Source organism: Achromobacter sp. 46006, from assembly GCF_059761975.1.
Genome location: NZ_JCBANN010000055.1, coordinates 18,478 through 36,886 on the forward strand (window position 1 = coordinate 18,478; position 18,409 = coordinate 36,886).

The window sequence follows — 18,409 nt, forward strand, 5'->3', positions numbered from 1 at the left end:
GTGCGCCGTTTTGCTTTCAGCCCCCGAATTTCCATGATTTCCACCGCATGCGGCGTCGACTTCGGCACGTCCAACTCCACCGTCGGCTGGAGCCGCCCCGACCAGCGCGCGCTCCTGGCTCTTGAGGACGGCAAGACCACCTTGCCCTCGGCCATCTTCTTTCACGATGAAGACGCCGAGGTCAGCTACGGCCGGGCGGCCATCTCCGACTACCTGGCGGGCTACGACGGGCGCCTGATGCGCTCGATGAAAAGCCTGCTGGGCAGCTCGCTGATCGATGGCTCGACGGAAGTGCAGGGCCGCTCGATCCCGTTCCGCGTGCTGCTGACGCGCTTCATCGCCGAGCTCAAGCGCCGCGCCGAAACCGCCGCCGGCCGCGACTTCACCCGCGCCGTGCTGGGCCGGCCGGTGTTCTTCGTCGACGACAACCCCGCCGCCGACCAGACCGCCCAGGACACCCTGGGCGAGATCGCGCGCAGCGTCGGCTTCACCGATATCGAATTCCAGTTCGAGCCGCTGGCGGCGGCCTTCGACTACGAGTCGCAGATCGACCGCGAGGAACTGGTGCTGGTCATCGACATCGGCGGCGGCACCTCGGACTTCTCGCTGATCCGCCTGGGGCCGGGCCGCGCCGCCAAGCCGGATCGCCGCGACGACATCCTGGCCTACGGCGGCGTGCACATCGGCGGCGTGGACTTCGACAAGCAGCTCAGCCTGGCGCACGTCATGCCGCTGCTGGGCCTGGGCAGCCAGTTGCGCAGCGGCAAGGACGTGCCGTCCACGCAATACGGCAACCTGGCCTGCTGGCACACCATCAACCAAGCCTATACCCGCAAGGCGGCCGAACACTTCGCCTACATCCGCGCCGAAGCTGGCGACCGCGGCAAGATCGACCTGCTGCTGAACCTGGTCAAGCAGCGCGCCGGCCACTGGGTGGCGGTGCAGGTGGAAGAGGCCAAGATTGCGCTGTCCGAGGCGCCGCAGGCGCGCATCGACCTGTCGCGCATCGCGCCCGAACTGGGCGTGGACGTGAGCAGGCCGTCGTTCGACGCCAGCGTGGCGCGGCTGATCGAGAAGATCGAGCAGACCGTCGGCACCCTGCTGCGCGACGCGGGCGTTGCGCCCGCCGATGTCGACACGGTGTTCTTCACCGGCGGGTCCAGCCGGGTGCCGCGCCTGCGCGAGTGCGTCTCGGCGCTGGCGCCGCAGGCGCGCAGCGTCGAAGGCGACCTGTTCGGCAGTATCGGCGCCGGCCTGGCGCTGGACGCCCGCCGCAAGTTCGACTGACGCGCACGCCAGGCGCGGGCGCTTGGGTCAGGCCGCGCGACGCTGGGGCCGCGGACGCGATGGTAAGCTGCAAGCTCTTCGCGCCGTCCCCGCTAGGGGCGCCTGACCTCATCACGCCCGCCATGACCGACCAACCTGATTCCCACCTGTTCGAAGAACGCGTCTCCAGCGAGTCCGCCTACGACGGCCGTTTTCTCAAGATCCGCAACGACACCGTGCGCCTGCCCAACGGCAATACCTCCACGCGCGAATACGTGGTGCACCCGGGCGCGGTGGTGGTGATCCCGCTGCTCGACGACGGCCGCGTGCTGCTCGAACGCCAGTATCGCTATCCGATCGGCCGCGTCATGACGGAATTCCCGGCAGGCAAGCTCGATCCGGGCGAAGATCCGCTGGCCTGCGGCAAGCGCGAGCTGCTGGAGGAAACCGGCTACACCGCCACGCAGTGGGCCCGCGCCGGCGCCCTGCATCTGGCCATCGCCTATTCCACCGAGATCATCCACGTCTATTTCGCGCGCGGCCTGCGCGCCGGCCCGCGGCAACTGGACCAGGATGAATTCCTCGACGTCTTCAGCGCCCTTCCGGAGGATCTGTACGCGGCCTGCGCCAAGGGCGAGGTCACCGATGCCAAGACCCTGACCTGCACGCTCTGGCTGCAGAATGTGCTGTCCGGCGCCTGGCCGCTCGACTGGCAGGATCATTCCGCCTGACGGTCCCTGCGGCAGGGCGCGGCCGCCTTGGTATCGAGATGGCCGGCGCCGCGCCAAACCCGATTGAGGCCACCCGCCATGCCTGTTTTTCCCGTCCTGGTGCAACCCGCCGGCCTGCGCTTGGAGGCCGATGCCGACGCGTCGCTGCTGGCGGCCGCCCAGGCTGCGGGCATCAAGTTGCCCAGCTCATGCCGCAACGGCACCTGCCGCGCCTGCATGTGCCTGTTGCTGGCAGGCGAGGTGGCCTACCGCATCGAATGGCCCGGGCTGTCGCGCGATGAAAAGGAAGAGGGCTGGATCCTGCCCTGCGTGGCCCAGGCCCGTTCGGCGCTGGAGATCCAATCGCCGCAGGCGGCCCCTATCGAACCCGCGCCGCCAGCGCCAGAGCGCCCGCTGACGGGGGCGCGCCGCTGACCGGCGCGTCGGGCTACTTGCGGGCCGGCGCGATCACCTCGCAGGCGGCCGCGCCGGCCGGAGCCTGGGCTTGCTCGCCCAGCAGGGCGCGCGCGCCGCATACCGAGCCGAACATGCCTTTGCTGTCGTGGCCGATGCCAGCGACTTCGAAACCGGCACGATGCAGCGCCACCGGCCGGTTGCCGCGCGCGGCAACGATGCGCTCATACTGCAGATAGGCGGTGCCGCGCGCCAGCCGCGTGGCCCCCTGGGCCTCGGCGCCGCAGGTCTTGTCGAGCAGCCGATGCTCGGGATTGTTGTCGGCCCCGCCAAGCAGATAGGTCACGTCGCGCGCCGCGTAACGGATGAACAGGCGCGTATCGTCGGTTTCCTGGGCATACGCGGGCAGCTTGTCCGTCCCGTATTTGTACTGGTTGTAGGTCGGGCAGATACCGCGTTCATAGGGGGCGTAGCCCTTGCCGTCGGGCCGGGGCCGTTCCCGGGTCAGGTAGAGGTATGACGAGGGATTGGCCACCACGTAGCGCACGGCGATGCCGTCGCGCCGCAGCGGCCCGTCGATCGCGTTCAGCACCGCATATCGCTGTACCAACTGGCCGCCGCCGGAATGGCCGGCCAGCACGATGCCGGCCAGGATAGGCAGGCGCTTGCGGTCATCCAGGCTGCGCAGCAGGTCGTCGATCACCTGGAACGCGCTGACCGGGGCGGGGCGGCCGCTAGCCTGCACGCTGTCCTCGCCGTCCTCCCAACTGGCCTTGCGCCAGGCGGCCATGCCGGCAAAGCCCGAGTCGATCACGCCGACGAAGCGCGGCGCCAGGATCAGCGTGTCATTGGCGCGGGCCGGATTGGCGGCCAGCACCGTGGCAGCGGTTTCGTAATAGGCGTCGGCATTGCGCTTGACGCCATGGAACACGATCACGATTTGCTTGATATCGCGCAGGTCGCCGCGCGCCAGGTTCCGGTTAGCATAGACCGGTATCTTGTAGCGATGGCCGGGCCTGCCCAGTTCGAGCGTCTGCCAGGGTGGCACCGCCACCCGCTTGGGCACGGGCAGGGGTTTGTCGTAATCGTAGGGGTCGGGTAGCGGCGTCTGCGCGGGCGCTGCCAAGGGCAGCAGCGCGGCCAGCGCCGCCACGCCCAGGACCCGCCGCGTACGCGACGGGCGCGGCGACGGATGCGGCGGTGCGGCAGGCGCAAGGCGCATGGCGCGGGCGGGCGTCAGCAGCCCTCGTGGCCCAGCAGTTGCTTGAGTGCGGGCTGGTCCAGGATGCGCACCTCGCGCTGGTTGATGCGGATCAGGCCGTCGCGCGCGAAGCGCGAGAACAGCCGGCTGACCGTCTCCAGCGTCAGGCCCAGGAAGTTGCCGATTTCCTCGCGGCTCATGCGCAGCACGAACTCGGTGGACGAGTAGCCCAGCGAGGCATAGCGTTGCGACAGGTTCAGCAGGAACGCGGCCAGCCGCTGCTCGGACCGCATCGAGCCCAGCGACGCCAGCATCTGGTGCGAACGCGTGATCTCGCGGCTCATCAGGCGGCGGAACTGTTGTTGCAGCGAGGGCAGGTGGGCGGCCACCCGGTCGACTTCGTTCAGGCGGATCACGCACACTTCGGAGTCTTCCAGCGCCACGGCGGCCGAGACGTGCTTGCCATCGAGCATGCCGTCCATGCCGACGATCTCGCCGGGCAGGTGGAAACCGGTGATCTGGATCTGGCCGGTGGCGTCCTCGAGCTGTGTCTTCAGGCTGCCGAAGCGTACGCCGTAGACGGCATCCAGGGGGTGATCCAGCGAATACAGCGTCTTGCCTTTTTCAAGGCGCACACGCTCTTTCACCAATTCGTCCAGCTTTTCGACCTCGGCGGCTGCCATCCCGACGGGGACGCACACGTGGCCCAGCATGCATGTGGAACAGTGGGCGGCATCAGGGGCAACGGGAACCCGTTTTTGCATACGATGACCTTTTCAGTGCCCTGGCCGGTAGGCTGGCCTGGGCGGGCTTGAAGCGTGAAGACAGGAACCTATTGTAGTCCGTTGTTACTACGGGTGTCTTACGGGGCTTTTTGCAGCAATATCTTGCAGGGCAGGCCGGGCGCGGCGGGCCTGCCGGTAGGCGATCCAGTCGTCGCCGTCGACCTCCGGCGCCGTCCCGCGCCAGGCCGGATCGATGGGGTAGTACTGGCAGGCCAGCGGGGCCGCGTCGGCCGGTGGCAAGGGGCTGGCCAGCACCGCTTGCCGCACGAAACAACCGGGCCGGCCGGGCTCGTATTCCTCGATCTCGTCCATCAGGCCGAGCAGGGCTGGCGTCACCTCGTAGATGTCGCCCAGCACCCGGCGGCCGTCCCGCGCCGGGATCAGTCCGGGCCAGTCGCCGAAATCCACCAGGGCGCCGGGCACGGTGGCGGCGCCGACGTGCCGCGGCGGTGGCAGGCCCCGCCGGCGCGCGGCTTGCGCCAGGTCATTGATTTCGCCCGCGCGTAGCGTGCCATAGACAAAAACGTATATGCTCATGGTTCAGATTGTTGCTGCATGCGGATCACGGTCGAGGGCAACCCGCCTTGACGATACACCCTAAACCATGAGGCCGGCGGGGTATTGAAATTCCCGTATCCGGCCGCATATTCAGGTCATCGAGCCCGCCGGCGCGTATCGGTCAGGCTCACCAACAAGCCACCAACGACCATTATGCGATTCGACAAACTGACCACCAAGTTCCAGCAAGCCCTGGCCGACGCTCAGAGTCTGGCCGCCCGCAACGATCACCCCTACATCGAGCCCGTGCACGTGCTGGCTGCGCTGCTGTCCGACGCCGACAGCGGCGCCGCCAGCCTGCTGGCGCGCGCCGGCGTGGCCGTCAACCGGCTGCAGCCGGCCCTGGACGCCGCGCTCAAGGCGCTGCCCCAGGTGCAGGGCGATGACAACGTCCAGGTCGGCCGCGACCTGCAGGGCGTGCTGACCCGCACCGACAAGGAAGCCGCGCGCCGCGGCGACACCTACATCGCCAGCGAATTGTTCCTGCTGGCCCTGGCCGACGACAAGGGCGAGGCCGGCCGCATCCTGCGCGAAGCGGGCCTGCAGAAAAAGGCCCTGGAGGCCGCCATCGACGCCGTGCGCGGCGGCGAGAACGTCTCCGGCGCCGAAGGCGAGTCCAACCGCGAAGCGCTGTCCAAGTACACCCTCGACCTGACCGAGCGCGCCCGCCAGGGCAAGCTCGACCCGGTCATCGGCCGCGACGACGAGATCCGCCGCACCATCCAGATTCTGCAGCGCCGCACCAAGAACAACCCGGTCCTGATCGGCGAACCCGGCGTGGGCAAGACCGCCATCGTCGAAGGCCTGGCGCAGCGCATCGTCAACGACGAAGTGCCCGAGACCCTGCGCGGCAAGCGCGTGCTGTCGCTCGACCTGGCCGCGCTGCTGGCCGGCGCCAAGTTCCGCGGCGAATTCGAAGAGCGCCTGAAGGCCGTGCTCAAGGAACTGTCGCAGGACGACGGCAGCAACATCGTCTTCATCGACGAGCTGCACACCATGGTCGGCGCCGGCAAGGCCGAGGGCGCGATGGACGCCGGCAACATGCTCAAGCCGGCGCTGGCGCGCGGCGAGCTGCACTGCATCGGCGCCACCACGCTGGACGAATACCGCAAGTACATCGAAAAGGACGCCGCGCTCGAACGCCGCTTCCAGAAGGTGCTGGTCGACGAGCCCGATGTCGAGTCCACCATCGCCATCCTGCGCGGGTTGCAGGAGCGCTATGAGATCCACCACGGCGTCGAGATCACCGACCCGGCCATCGTGGCCGCGGCCGAACTCTCGCACCGCTACATCACCGACCGCTTCCTGCCCGACAAGGCCATCGACCTGATCGACGAGGCCGGCGCCCGCATCCGCATGGAAATCGATTCCAAGCCGGAAGTGATGGACAAGCTCGACCGCCGCATCATCCAGCTCAAGATCGAGCGCGAGGCCGTCAAGAAGGAAACCGACGACGCCTCCAAGCGCCGCCTGGGCGTGATCGAGGACGAGCTCGAAAAGCTGCAGCGCGAATACAACGACTTCGAGGAAATCTGGAAGGCCGAGAAGGCCGCGGTGCAGGGCACCCAGGCCATCAAGGAAGAGATCGACAGCGTGCGCGCCGAAATGGCGGAGCTGCAACGCAAGGGCCAGTTCGATAAGCTGGCCGAGCTGCAGTACGGCAAGCTGCCCGACCTGGAAGCGCGCCTGAAGGCCGCCGAAGTGGGCGCCGCCGAGGCGGCCGAGGAGGCCGAGGGCGGCGAAGGCCGTCCGCGCCTGTTGCGCACCCGTGTCGGCGCCGAGGAAATCGCCGAGGTCGTGTCGCGCGCCACCGGCATCCCGGTGTCCAAGATGATGCAGGGCGAGCGCGAAAAGCTGCTGCACATGGAGGAATACCTGCACAAGCGCGTGGTCGGCCAGGACGAGGCCGTGCGCCTGGTGTCCGATGCCATCCGCCGTTCGCGCGCGGGCCTGGCGGATCCCTCGCGCCCGTACGGTTCGTTCCTGTTCCTGGGCCCCACCGGCGTGGGCAAGACCGAGCTGACGCGCGCGCTGGCCGAGTTCCTGTTCGACTCCGAAGAGCACATGATCCGCATCGACATGAGCGAGTTCATGGAGAAGCACTCGGTGGCGCGGCTGATCGGCGCGCCGCCCGGATACGTGGGCTACGAAGAGGGCGGCTACCTGACCGAGGCCGTGCGCCGCAAGCCGTACAGCGTGGTGCTGCTCGATGAAGTCGAGAAGGCCCACCCGGACGTCTTCAACGTGCTGCTGCAGGTGCTGGACGATGGCCGCCTGACCGACGGCCAGGGCCGCACGGTGGACTTCCGCAACACCGTCATCGTGATGACGTCGAACCTGGGTTCGCAGCACATCCAGACGCTGGCCGGCCAGCCGTACGACGTGGTCAAGGAAGTGGTCTGGGGCGAGCTCAAGCAGACGCTGCGGCCCGAGTTCCTGAATCGCATCGACGAAGTGGTGGTGTTCCACGCACTGGAAGCGCAGCACATCGAGTCCATCGCCCGCATCCAGCTGCGCCGCCTGGCCGAGCGCCTGGAAAAGCAGGAGATGCGGCTGGAAGTGACCGAGCCCGCGCTGGCCGAACTGGCCCGCGACGGTTTCGATCCGGTGTTTGGCGCGCGTCCGCTCAAGCGCACCATCCAGCAGCAGATCGAGAACCCGGTCGCCCGGCTGATCCTGGAAGGCCAGTTCGGTCCGCGCGACGTGGTGCCGGTGGATTGGCGCGACGGCAAGTTCGTGTTCACGCGCACGTTGCAGTAAGCCCGGTCGCGTCGCCCATCCCGGGCGCGCACCCCCAAAGCCCCGCAGGCAAGCGCTTGCGGGGCTTTGTTTTGGACAGCGGGGGGGCCGCGCGGGCGGCCCCGCCAGCGGCATCAGGAAGGGGCGTAGTCCCGCCGTTGATCGCCCACCTGACGGCCCAAGCCTTGCAGCGTCCGCAGCACCAGCGCCAGCCCGCGCCGCGTGTCCTCGTCGCGCGAGAGCTGGAACAGTCCGCCCAGGCCCGGGGGGCGCGCCTCTTGCAACCCTTGCGCCTGGGCCGCGCGCCAGGCGTTGGACAGGGTCCAGGCGGCGCCCGTGGCCTGCTCCGACAGCGCGCCCAGTTTTTCCACCATCGGCGCATCGAGCAGGTCGACCAGGTCGGACGCCAGCGCCAGCAGGTCGACGATATTGTCCAGCCGTCCGCTATCGGCCAGCGGTTGCAGCTTGTCCGCCAGTTGTGCCAGCGCATCGTTGCCGCCGGCCGCGGGCGGCGTGTCGAACACGGCGGCGCTTTGCCCGGCTGCCGGCAGGCTGTTGTCGTGCGGAGCGTTCATAGCATTCCCCTGGCGACGGACCAGTACAGGCCCCGGTTGAAACCATGCCGCAGCAATCCGCCCAGCTTGGTCGGCGGCGTCGGCCGCACGTCGTGGGTGTAGTCGTACCAGAGCGGCATGCCCGCGTTCAGGCCCATCTGCGCCACGGCCTGGACGCGGCCGTCGTAGGCGCTGCAGGGATGGCCCAGGCGGATCTCGCCCGCGATGTTGTTGGCGATGACGGGCGCCTGGTTATGGCACGAGCCGCCGGCCTTGCTGACCGGCAGGTCCACCGTGTCGCCGATCACGTACACGTTGCGCAGGCCATAGACCTGCATGGTCTCGTGATCGGTCGGCAGCCAGCCCTCGTTGTCGGGCGCCTGCGAGGCGCCCGATTCCAGCACCGCGTCGACCGCGCGGATCGGCGGCGTGGCCATGAGGATGTCGAAGGGTTGCTCGACGCCTTCCTCCGAATAGGCGATGCGTCGGTCGGGGTCCACCTTCGCCAGCGTGAAGCCGCGTTGGAACTGGATGCCGCGCTGTTCGAAGATGGCCGGCAGCACTTCGCAGGTGGGCTTTTGCAGGAACAGGCAGTTGCGCAGCAGTTGCGAGGTGGTGGGGTAGGTGTAGACGATCTCCACCCGGTCGCGCACGCCGCGTCGGCGCAAGTAGTCGTCCAGCATCAGCGTGGTCTCGATCGGCGCGATGCCGCACTGGTGCGGCACATTCGGCGTCTTGGGAAAGGTGACGCTGACGAAGACGCGGCCGCGTTCGATGGTGGACAGGCGGCTGGCGAGCTGCCGCGCCGGCTCGTACTGGTAGAAATGGTCGCCCGCTTCGCGCAGTCCCTCGATGCGCTCAGGCGCGGGCACGCAGCCCGTGGCGATGACGAGATAGTCGTAGCCGTGGCGCTTGCCGCCGCGGGTGTGCAGTTGCTGGGCATCGAAATCGAAGCGCGTCACCTTGTCGACACGGAAATCGATCTCGGGCCGCAGCAGGGACCGTTCGGGACGCTTGAGTTCTTCCTGGAAAAACAGGTTGAACGCCACATACATGAAGGCCGGCTTGTAGTAATGATCCGGCGAATCGGACAGCAGCATGATGCTGACCTTGCCTGCCGACACTTCGGGGTACAGCTTGTGGACCAGTTGGTTGGCCAGCATGGTGCCGCCGACCCCGCCACCCACGACAACAATTCGCTTGCTCATAAAAATCCTCCGATGAGAATAATCAGGAACCAAGTGCAGTTGCGTCCTCATATGTAGCAATTGAGGGGTGGGCGGTCAACAAAATAACTGTGACTTATAAAAGAGAATCCTTGCCGGACGCGTTACGTGACCGCCCTGGCGCGACGTCCCGCGCCGCGCCGGGGCGGGACGCCTTATTGCTTGACCGTCACGAACACCGGGTTCGAATAGAACCACAGGTCGTTGTAATTGCGCGCGTTGATGGCGTTGAAGCGGGCCGCGTTGTCGGCCAGGTCGACCTTGGCGTCCGGCAACGGTTCGCCGTTGGCGGTTTCGCCCGCCACGTCCGGCGCCAGGTTGGTGCCGCGCAGGCGCAGGTACTGGCTCTTGTCGGCGGTCAGCTTGACCTTGATGACGTTGTAGCCGTCCTTGTCCACGGTCCAGTCCTTGCTGGTGTAGCGGCCCAGCACGCGGGTGCTGGGATTGGTGGCGTTGTCGTAGTCCGGCGTGCCGGCAGCGGCGCGCGGGCCGACATCGCCCACGATCAGGTCGACGTGGTGCACGGTTGGCTTGACGTAGGTCGGGTTGCCGCTTTCGATCGGATATTCGTAGTGGTTGCTGTCGGGACTGCGAAAGCGGATGGTCACTTCCACCTGCTCGCCCTTGGCCGCCACCAGCTCGCCGCCCATGTGCGCGGTGCCCGAGGCGCCCTGCGCCTGGAATTCGAGCGCATCGATCAGGTCGCCGAAAACGCCGAACATACGGCCGCTCTTGAGGCCCGCGACCACCGCCGCCATATCCTTGCCGTCCTTCCAGACGTAGGTCTTGGCGTATTCGCCCGGCGCATAGCCGCTGCTGTACTGGCCGGTGGCGTTGATGCGGAAGTGGAAGTCCGAATCGGCCACGGTCCAGATGTGGCGGCCTTCGCCCAGCAGGGCGTCCCAGGTGCCGCCGAGCTTGGCCACCAGGTAGTCGACGCCGCCATAGGTGCGGTTGGGCAGCTTGTCAGCGGTGTAGGCCTCGGCGTAGCCGCCGCGATCGGGTTCCATCTGGTTGCCGACCATGCCTTCGATGGCGAAGAAGATCGACGGCGCCAGGTCATGCATCTCGCGCAACTGGCCGACGGTGTACTTGCCAGCGTAGCGCGACGGGTGATTCAGCAGCATGTAGCTGTCGGGATGCTTGTCGCGCAGCCACAGCAATGCCGTCAGCGAATCGGCGTGGGTGGTAAAGGCGCGCGGCTGGCCGGCCAGGTCCGCCACCAACTGCGCATCGAACAGGTTGTCGGCCTTGTTGGTGTACAGGTATTCGAATTCCGCCACGGCGCGCAACGACTGCTCGGACATCGGGTCGTTGGTGCCGATGCCGATATTGACGTGGTCGTGCGTGGGCATGTCCCACTCGAACGACGAGAAGATGATCTTGCCGGCATAGCGCCCGGCGGCCTGGGCCTGCTTGATGAACGGCACTTCATAGCGCGCCATGCCGGTCGAGAACGGAATCGAGCCGCCGGGGATGTTGGCGCCGGTGTTGTCTCGCGCCGACATGCGCAGGTGGTTCGAAAGCGCGGCCCAGTCCAGCTTGTAGCGGTCGAAGGCCTGGTCCAGCACGCTTTCCAGCGTGGTCTGGGCGTCATCGGACTGGATCGTGTGCACGTGCAGGTCGCCGGTGCTCCAGGCGCCCGTCCGCACGGCAGGCGCCGGTTCGGTCACGGCGGGCGGCGCGCCTGATTCGTCATCGTCGTCGCTGCCGCCGCAGGCGCTCAACAGGGTTACGCAAGCCAGCGACAAGGGCATCATGGCCCGCCGCAGGCGGGTTGCTTCGAACTGCATTCCAAACTCCAGCGTCATGGCGGCCCGCAACGCGCGGCGCCGCGAAGGCCCGCACTATGCGTGGCGCGAGTGACGCGCGAATGACAGTCCACGGCAGGCGGGCATGCGCCGCAACGGCCGCAGCGCGGGGCTTAGCGCTTGCCGCGAGCCGGAACCGGCGTCTCGGCGGCCTCGGCCAGCGCCTGGCGGATGATGGCCTGGGCGGTCCAGCGCGCCACGTCGGTGATTGCCGGCAGCTCCAGGCCCCAGATGTCCTTGAGCACCAGGAATACTTCGGTGCCGTAGACCAGCGACAGCGCCTGTGCCACGCGCTCCTGTTGCGCCGGCGCGAGGGCGCCGGCCAGCGGCGCGATGGCGCGTTTGAGAATGTCGACGCGGTGGCCGCGCACCAGCCGCGGTTCGTTGCCGGCGCGGCCGGCGCTGGCTTCGGCATGCTGCTGCAGCGACACCTGTATTGCAGCGCGCAGCGGCGCCTCCTGAGCCTCCAGGCGCGGATAGGCGAAGCGCAGCAGCTCGTCGATGCGGCTGGCGGCGTCCGGCGCGGCCGAGTCCCAGGCCAGGATCGGGCCCAGGCTTTCGTCGACAACGGCGGCGATCAGCGCGCTCTGGCTGGGGAAGTAGCGGTAGGCGGTGGCGCGCGACACCTGGGCATGCCCGGCCAGTTCGGCCACCGAGGGCGTGATGCCCTGCGCCATCAGCCGCTGCGCGGTATCCAGCAGGATCTTGCGCATGCGCGCGCGCGGCCCATGCGGCGGCTCGCCGCTGGCGGCGGCCTGGCGGCTGGCGGGCGCGATCAGGCGCGCGGCCGGTTTGCGCGGCGTTCCGGTGGTTTGACGTGAGACAGGCGTCTCAGTATGATTCTTTCGTCTCATTTCTTGATTCTACAGGGCCACGCGCCCCGGACATATATCGAGGCGCGCACCGAGTGTAGCCGCCCGCGGAGGAGTCATGACGCATTCGAATCGGCGGGTTTTCGTGGCCGCCACCTACGACACCAAGGGCCACGAGGCCGAGTATGTGGTCGATCTGCTCAAGCGAGATGGCCTGGACGTTGTTTCGGTGGACGTGTCCACCACCGGCGCAGCCAGCGCGGCGCAAGTGCAGGCGCGGGAGGTGGCGCGCAGCCACCCGCAGGGCGAGCAGGCCGTGTTCACGGGCGACCGTGGCACCGCCATCGCGGCCATGGCGCTGGCGTTCGAACGCTACGCGGCCGCCAACCCCGATATCGGCGCCTTGCTGGGCCTGGGCGGCTCCGGCGGCACCGCGTTGATCACCCCGGCCATGCGCGCGCTGCCCATCGGCGTGCCCAAGTTGATGGTCTCGACCATGGCGTCCGGCAACGTCGCGCCCTACGTCGGGCCGTCGGACATCGCCATGATGTATTCCGTGACCGACGTGGCCGGCCTGAACCGCATCTCGCGCCGGGTGCTGGCCAACGCCGCCGGCGCCATCGGCGGCGCCTTCCGCCAGGCCGCCGACGCCAGCGGCGACGACAGCCAGCCCGCCGTCGGCATCACCATGTTCGGCGTCACCACCGCCTGCGTGCAGCAGGTGACGCCGCTGCTCGAATCGCGCTACGACTGCCTGGTGTTCCACGCCACCGGCACTGGCGGCCAGTCGATGGAAAAACTGCTCGACAGCCATCTGTTGTCCGGCGTGCTGGACTTGACCACCACCGAGGTCTGCGACTTCCTGTTCGGCGGCGTGCTGGCCTGCACCGAGGATCGCTTCGGCGCCGTGGCCCGCACCCGCGCTCCGTATGTGGGTTCCTGCGGCGCGCTCGACATGGTCAATTTCGGCGCCATGGACTCGGTGCCGGAACGCTACCGCGGCCGCACCTTCTACCCCCACAACCCGCAGGTGACGCTGATGCGCACCACCGTGGACGAGAACCGCCGCCAAGGCGAGTGGATCGCCGACAGGCTCAATCGCTGCGAGGGCCCGGTGCGTTTCCTGATCCCCGAAGGCGGCGTGTCGGCGCTGGACGCGCCCGGCCAGGCTTTCTGGGACCCGCAGGCCGACGCCGCGCTGTTCGATGCGCTGGAATCGCGGCTGGTGCAGACCGCCGATCGCCGCCTGGTGCGCGTGCCGTGCCACATCAACGACCCGCTGTTCGCCCGCACCGCGGTCGAACAGTTTCTCGACATCGCCACACACTGAGGATTGCCGCCATGCCGCGCTTCGACCGCAACCAACTCCTGGACAAGTTCCGCGCCATGGTGCGCGACCGCACGCCCATCGTGGGCGGTGGCGCCGGCACCGGACTGTCGGCCAAGTGCGAGGAAGCGGGCGGCATCGACCTGATCGTGATCTACAACTCGGGCCGCTACCGCATGGCTGGACGCGGCTCTTTGGCCGGCCTGCTGGCGTACGGCAACGCCAACGAAATCGTGGTCGACATGGGCCGCGAGGTGCTGCCCGTGGTCAAGCACACGCCGGTGCTGGCCGGCGTCAACGGCACCGATCCGTTCTGCGACTTTGACGTGTTCCTGGACGACCTGAAGCGCCAGGGTTTCGCCGGCGTGCAGAACTTCCCCACCGTGGGCCTGATCGACGGCACCTTCCGCGCCAACCTGGAAGAGACCGGCATGGGCTACGCGCTGGAGGTGGACATGATCCGCCTGGCCCATGAAAAAGGCATGCTGACCACGCCCTACGTCTTCGACGAGGACGACGCCGTGGCCATGACGCGGGCCGGCGCCGACATCATCGTGGCCCACATGGGCCTGACCACCGGTGGCGCCATCGGCGCCGAAACCGCCCTGACGCTGGATGATTGCGTCGCCGCCATCGACCGCATCGCGGCGGCAGCGCTGGCCGTGCGCCCGGACGTGATCGTGCTGTGCCATGGCGGCCCCATCGCCACGCCGGCTGACGCTGCCCACATCCTGCGCCACTGCCGCCATTGCCATGGTTTCTATGGCGCCAGCTCGATGGAGCGCCTGCCCACCGAACTGGCGCTGACCGCCACCACGCGCGAGTTCAAGCAACTGACTTTCTGACGCTTTTCCTTCCCGCCGTATCCACCGGGGCGCCGCGCGCCCGCAGGAGTCCGCATGCCGCATACCGTCTACACCAGCGCCATCGTCCAGGCGCCGCTGGCCAAGGTCTGGCCGCTGTTTCGTGATTTCAACGGCCTGGCGGGATGGCATCCCGGCATTGCGCAAAGCCGCCTGGAGGAAGGCGGCCGCCACGATGCGGTCGGCTCGGTGCGGTACCTGACGCTCAAGCCTTCGGGCTTCGTGCGCGAGCAGTTGCTGATGCTGGACGACCCCGGCACGGCGCTGCGCTACTCCATCATCGAGACCGACTTGCCCATGCGCGACTACGTGGCCGGCGTAGCGCTGCGCGCCATCACCGAGAGCGGCGCCACGCTGGTGGAATGGTGGGCCGACTTCCGGGTCGAGGCGGACGCCGATCTGCAGGCGGTGGCCGCCTCCGTGGGCCAAGGGGTGTTCGCCGCCGGGCTGGCCGCGCTGGACGAGAAACTGCGCGCCTGAGGCCTGCGCGCCTTGCTGGCGCCGCCGTCTCAGACCCGCCTGCGCGCTGCGCCCGCCGCCAGCTTGCAGCCAGCCGGCAGCGCCGCGCCGCGCAGGTAGCCGCGGATGGCCCGGGTCAGCGCTTCGGCGGCCGGGCTCAGCGCATATTCCTTGTGGCGGATGATGCACAGTGTGCGCACCACCGTAGGCCGCGCCAGCAGCGCGTAGGCCAGACCCGGCTCCAGCACGCGTTGCGCCGCCAGGGCGGGCAGCAGCGCCACCCCCATGCCGGCCTTCACCAGCGCCGCCTGCGAGGTGGTGCTGGAGGCTTCATAGAAGGGCGCGGCGGCCTCGATCGGCAGGTCCGCCCGGGCCCGCAGCAGCGCCATGATGCCGGTCTCGTCCACCACGCCCACCAGTTTGCGGCCGGCCAGATCGGCCCAGCGCATGGTGCCGTCGCGGCCGGGAAGCAGGCCGGCGTCGTCGTCGCGGTACAGCACGCCGAAGCGGTCTTCCAGCAGCGCGTCGAATTGCAGGCCGGGCGCGTCGGCCCAGCGGCTGGTCAGGCCGAAATCGACCTCGCGCGTGGCCACCTTGCGTTGGATGCGGCCGGAATTGTCATCGCTCAGGTACAGGCGGATGGCGGGGTATTGCGCGGCGAACAGCGCCGCCGCCGGCGCGATCAGTTGGGTGATGGCCGACGGCGCGGCAGCCACGCCGACGCGGCCGCGCTCGAGCGCGCCGAAGCGCACCACGTCCTCGATCGCGCCATCGAAATCCGCCAGCAGGCGCATCACGCGCGGCAGGAACTCCTCGCCCGCCGCCGTCAACAGCACACGCCGGCTGGTGCGCGCGAACAGCCGGGTGGCCAGCGCGTCTTCCAGTTGCCGCACCAGGCTGGTCACTGATGACTGGGTCTGGAACAGGCGCTTGCCCGCGTGCGTGAAGCTGGACTCCTGCGCCACCGCGACGAAGGCGGTCAGGTGTTTGAGGGTGACGTGCTTGGGCAGGCGATGCATTTCAAATTGCGATAAATGGATCAATAAAAACAATTTTTCCAGATTGATCGGGCGGACGATACTAGGGCCTTCATCAAGCATCCGGGCTGTCCGCGGACGGCCCGCAAGCGGCCGGCGTGCGCGCGCGGCCCCATCGAGGCGGAAGTTGCATGCAGGAAAATCTGGATCTGGTCATAGAAGGCGGTTGGGTAATCGACGGGACGGGCGCCGCGCGCCGCCGCGCCGATCTCGGTATCCGTGGCGAACGCATCGCCGCCATGGGCGACCTGTCGGCCGCGCCCGCCGGCCGGCGTATCGACGCCCGTGGCAAGATCGTCGCCCCCGGTTTCATCGACACCCATGGCCATGACGACCTGATGTTCGTGGAGAAGCCGGACCTGGAATGGAAGACCAGCCAGGGCATCACCTCGGTGGTGGTCGGCAATTGCGGCATCAGCGGCGCGCCGGCGCCGCTGCCGGGCAATACCGCCGCCGCGCTGGCGTTGCTGGGCGATTCGCCCCTGTTCGCGGACATGGCCACATACCTCGACACGCTGCAGGCGCAGCGGCCAATGATCAACGTGGCCGCCCTGGTGGGCCACGCCAACTTGCGCCTGGCCGCGATGCGCGATCCGGCGGCCCAGCCCAGCGAGCAGGAACAACAGGCGATGGAGCGCATGCTGGCCGAGGCGCTGGAGGCCGGCGCGGTCGGGTTCAGCACGGGCCTGGCCTATCAGCCCGGTGGCGTCGCCGAGGCGGCCGAACTGGACGGCCTGGCGCGTGTCGCGGCGGCGCGCGCTGCGCTGCATACCAGCCATATCCGCAATGAAGGCGACGCGGTCGAGGCCGCTGTGGACGAAGTGCTGGGCATCGGCCGCCGCACCGGTTGCGCCACCGTGCTGTCGCACCACAAATGCATGATGCCGGCCAATTGGGGCAAGAGCGCCGTCACCCTGGCCAGCATCGACCGCGCCCGCGCCGCCGGGGTCGAGGTGGCGCTGGACATCTATCCCTACCCGGGCAGTTCCACCATTTTGATCCCGGAGCGCGCCGACCAGATCGACGATATCCGCATCACCTGGTCGACCCCGCATCCGGAGTGCGGCGGCCAGTCGCTGGCCGAGATCGCGACGCGCTGGGGCTGCGACGCTGTCACGGCGGCGCGCCGCCTGTGCCCGGCCGGTGCGATCTATTTCGCCATGGACGAAAACGAAGTGCGCCGCATTTTCCAGCACGAGTGCTGCATGGTCGGCTCCGACGGCCTGCCCAATGACGTCCATCCTCACCCGCGCCTGTGGGGCAGTTTCACGCGTGTGCTGGGCCGCTATGTGCGCGAGGCCGAGTTGCTCACGCTGGAGGCCGCGGTGGCCAAGATGACCGCGCTGCCGGCGCGCGTGTTCGGCCTGGCCGATCGCGGCCGCCTGGCCGTGGGCGCCTGGGCCGACGTGGTCGTGTTCGATGCCGATACGGTGCGCGACCGCGCCACCTGGGAGGCGCCGACACTGGCCTCGGCCGGCGTCGAGCACGTGCTGGTCAATGGCTGCCCGGTATTCCCGGCGGCGCCCGGACAGCCGCGTCCGGGCAGGATCCTGCGCCGCGATGCCGCGATCGCCGGCGCGTCCGGTTTTTCCCGATAACCAGCAGAACCCTTCCTCACAGGAGAGACTTCCCATGATCCGCAAGACTTGTGCCGTCCTGGCGCTGGCCGCCGTGTTGCCGGCAGCCCGCGCCGAATTCCCCGACCACCCCATCACCCTGATCGTGCCGTTCCCGGCCGGCGGTCCCACCGACATCGTCGGGCGGCTGGCCGCGGCCAAGGCCGGCGAGATCCTGGGGCAGCAGATCGTGGTGGAGAACCGCACCGGGGCCTCCGGCACCATCGGCATGACCGCGACCGCGCGCGCCAAACCGGACGGCTACACCGTGGGCCTGGCCACCGTCAGCACCCACGGCACGGCGCCGCACCTTTTTCCCAAGCTGGCCTACGACCCCGTCAAGGATTTCACGCCCATCAGCAACCTGGTGACCAGCCCCAACATCCTCAGCGTCAACCCGCAGTACCCGGCCAGGACCCTGGCGGAATTCGTGACCCACGTGCGCGCCAACCCGGGCAAGGATGGCTACGCCAACGCGGGCGCGGGCGGCGTCAACGACCTCGGCATGATCTGGTTCCTGCAGATCATCGGCGGCAAGATGAACAGCATCTCGTATCGCGGCTCCGCCCCGGCCCTGACCGACACGGTGGGCGGCGTGGTGCCGGTGATTTTCGACAACTTCCCGTCGTCGCTGCCCTATATCAAGAGCAACCACCTGCGCGCGCTGGCCATCACGGGCAACGCGCGCAATCCGCGCCTGCCGGAGGTGCCGACCTTCGCCGAACAGGGCTACAAGGACTACGACGTCACCGCCTGGTATGGCGTGGTGGGTCCGGCCGGCATGCCGGCGCAGGTGCGCGACAAGCTGGCGCAGGCCTTTGCCAAGGCGGTGCGCGACCCCGCCACCGCGGCCAAGATGGAAGAGACCGGCGCCTTCCCGCTGGGCAACACGCCGGCCGAGTTCGGCGCGCAGATCCGCGCCGAGCGCGAGCGCTGGAAGTCGGTCATCGAGCAGGCGCAGATCAAGTTGCAGTAAGGGCGGCGGGCGCCGGCCCTGCGGGGCCGGCGCGGGCATGGCGGCCGGGCGATAG

General features: G+C 68.5%; 17 protein-coding genes. 9 read left to right on the forward strand and 8 right to left on the reverse strand.

Going from position 1 to position 18,409, the window contains the following annotated elements; all coding sequences use genetic code 11:
* Positions 1-33: 33 nt before the first annotated feature.
* From AC6LKG_RS21110 to AC6LKG_RS21120, 3 genes are all read left to right on the forward strand, one after another.
* Positions 34-1,287 carry an Hsp70 family protein gene (locus AC6LKG_RS21110; protein ID WP_498167744.1) on the forward strand — a complete coding sequence of 418 codons (1,254 nt, stop codon included), beginning with the start codon at positions 34-36 and terminating at the stop codon, positions 1,285-1,287.
* 122 nt (positions 1,288-1,409) lie between these two features.
* The gene (locus tag AC6LKG_RS21115; protein ID WP_498167746.1) at positions 1,410-1,997 is read left to right on the forward strand and encodes an NUDIX domain-containing protein; all 588 of its coding nucleotides are present in this window, start codon (positions 1,410-1,412) and stop codon (positions 1,995-1,997) included.
* Between the two features lie 78 nt (positions 1,998-2,075).
* Positions 2,076-2,411 (forward strand): 2Fe-2S iron-sulfur cluster-binding protein, encoded by a 336-nt coding sequence (locus tag AC6LKG_RS21120; RefSeq protein ID WP_498167749.1) that lies wholly within the window; start codon positions 2,076-2,078, stop codon positions 2,409-2,411.
* 13 nt (positions 2,412-2,424) lie between these two features.
* Here AC6LKG_RS21120 and AC6LKG_RS21125 read toward each other — a convergent pair whose 3' ends face one another.
* From AC6LKG_RS21125 to AC6LKG_RS21135, 3 genes are all read right to left on the reverse strand, one after another.
* Positions 2,425-3,612, reverse strand: a complete 1,188-nt coding sequence (locus AC6LKG_RS21125) for a hypothetical protein (protein ID WP_498167751.1) — start codon at positions 3,610-3,612, stop codon at positions 2,425-2,427.
* Positions 3,613-3,626: 14 nt separating this feature from the next.
* The gene (locus tag AC6LKG_RS21130; RefSeq protein ID WP_026384438.1) at positions 3,627-4,355 is read right to left on the reverse strand and encodes a helix-turn-helix domain-containing protein; all 729 of its coding nucleotides are present in this window, start codon (positions 4,353-4,355) and stop codon (positions 3,627-3,629) included.
* Positions 4,356-4,442: 87 nt separating this feature from the next.
* Positions 4,443-4,913 (reverse strand): gamma-glutamylcyclotransferase family protein, encoded by a 471-nt coding sequence (locus tag AC6LKG_RS21135; protein WP_498167753.1) that lies wholly within the window; start codon positions 4,911-4,913, stop codon positions 4,443-4,445.
* Between the two features lie 174 nt (positions 4,914-5,087).
* Between AC6LKG_RS21135 and clpB the strand changes: the two genes are divergently transcribed.
* On the forward strand, positions 5,088-7,694 hold the full coding sequence (gene clpB / locus AC6LKG_RS21140) for an ATP-dependent chaperone ClpB (RefSeq protein ID WP_498167755.1): 2,607 nt from the start codon (positions 5,088-5,090) through the stop codon (positions 7,692-7,694).
* A gap of 113 nt (positions 7,695-7,807) precedes the next feature.
* Here clpB and AC6LKG_RS21145 read toward each other — a convergent pair whose 3' ends face one another.
* From AC6LKG_RS21145 to AC6LKG_RS21160, 4 genes are all read right to left on the reverse strand, one after another.
* Positions 7,808-8,248, reverse strand: coding sequence for a helical membrane plugin domain-containing protein (locus tag AC6LKG_RS21145; RefSeq protein ID WP_498167757.1), 441 nt, complete (start codon positions 8,246-8,248; stop codon positions 7,808-7,810).
* Entirely contained in the window at positions 8,245-9,435 is a 1,191-nt protein-coding gene (locus AC6LKG_RS21150) for an NAD(P)/FAD-dependent oxidoreductase (RefSeq protein ID WP_498167760.1), read from the reverse strand. The genes AC6LKG_RS21145 and AC6LKG_RS21150 overlap by 4 nt, the downstream gene beginning before the upstream one ends.
* A 173-nt stretch (positions 9,436-9,608) precedes the next feature.
* Positions 9,609-11,246, reverse strand: a complete 1,638-nt coding sequence (locus tag AC6LKG_RS21155) for an S-layer protein (RefSeq protein WP_498167762.1) — start codon at positions 11,244-11,246, stop codon at positions 9,609-9,611.
* 131 nt (positions 11,247-11,377) lie between these two features.
* Positions 11,378-12,043 carry a TetR/AcrR family transcriptional regulator gene (locus AC6LKG_RS21160; RefSeq protein ID WP_498167783.1) on the reverse strand — a complete coding sequence of 222 codons (666 nt, stop codon included), beginning with the start codon at positions 12,041-12,043 and terminating at the stop codon, positions 11,378-11,380.
* Between the two features lie 151 nt (positions 12,044-12,194).
* Here AC6LKG_RS21160 and AC6LKG_RS21165 point away from each other — a divergent pair, with 151 nt between their 5' ends.
* Genes AC6LKG_RS21165 through AC6LKG_RS21175 form a run of 3 tightly spaced genes read left to right on the forward strand, consistent with a single transcriptional unit; the run spans position 12,195 to position 14,746 of the window.
* Positions 12,195-13,406 carry a Tm-1-like ATP-binding domain-containing protein gene (locus AC6LKG_RS21165; protein WP_498167765.1) on the forward strand — a complete coding sequence of 404 codons (1,212 nt, stop codon included), beginning with the start codon at positions 12,195-12,197 and terminating at the stop codon, positions 13,404-13,406.
* 11 nt (positions 13,407-13,417) lie between these two features.
* The gene (locus AC6LKG_RS21170; protein ID WP_498167767.1) at positions 13,418-14,248 is read left to right on the forward strand and encodes a phosphoenolpyruvate hydrolase family protein; all 831 of its coding nucleotides are present in this window, start codon (positions 13,418-13,420) and stop codon (positions 14,246-14,248) included.
* A 54-nt stretch (positions 14,249-14,302) separates the two neighbouring features.
* Positions 14,303-14,746 carry an SRPBCC family protein gene (locus tag AC6LKG_RS21175; protein WP_498167770.1) on the forward strand — a complete coding sequence of 148 codons (444 nt, stop codon included), beginning with the start codon at positions 14,303-14,305 and terminating at the stop codon, positions 14,744-14,746.
* A gap of 29 nt (positions 14,747-14,775) precedes the next feature.
* Here the strand turns inward: AC6LKG_RS21175 and AC6LKG_RS21180 are convergent, their stop codons facing one another.
* Positions 14,776-15,744 (reverse strand): LysR family transcriptional regulator, encoded by a 969-nt coding sequence (locus tag AC6LKG_RS21180; RefSeq protein WP_498167771.1) that lies wholly within the window; start codon positions 15,742-15,744, stop codon positions 14,776-14,778.
* Between the two features lie 149 nt (positions 15,745-15,893).
* Between AC6LKG_RS21180 and AC6LKG_RS21185 the strand changes: the two genes are divergently transcribed.
* Both AC6LKG_RS21185 and AC6LKG_RS21190 read left to right on the forward strand, forming a co-directional pair.
* Complete coding sequence (locus tag AC6LKG_RS21185) at positions 15,894-17,360, forward strand: N-acyl-D-glutamate deacylase (protein ID WP_498167774.1); 1,467 nt, start codon at positions 15,894-15,896, stop codon at positions 17,358-17,360.
* Positions 17,361-17,394: 34 nt separating this feature from the next.
* Positions 17,395-18,354: a tripartite tricarboxylate transporter substrate binding protein BugE gene (locus AC6LKG_RS21190; protein WP_498167776.1), complete on the forward strand. Its 960-nt coding sequence runs from the start codon at positions 17,395-17,397 to the stop codon at positions 18,352-18,354.
* Positions 18,355-18,409: the final 55 nt, after the last annotated feature.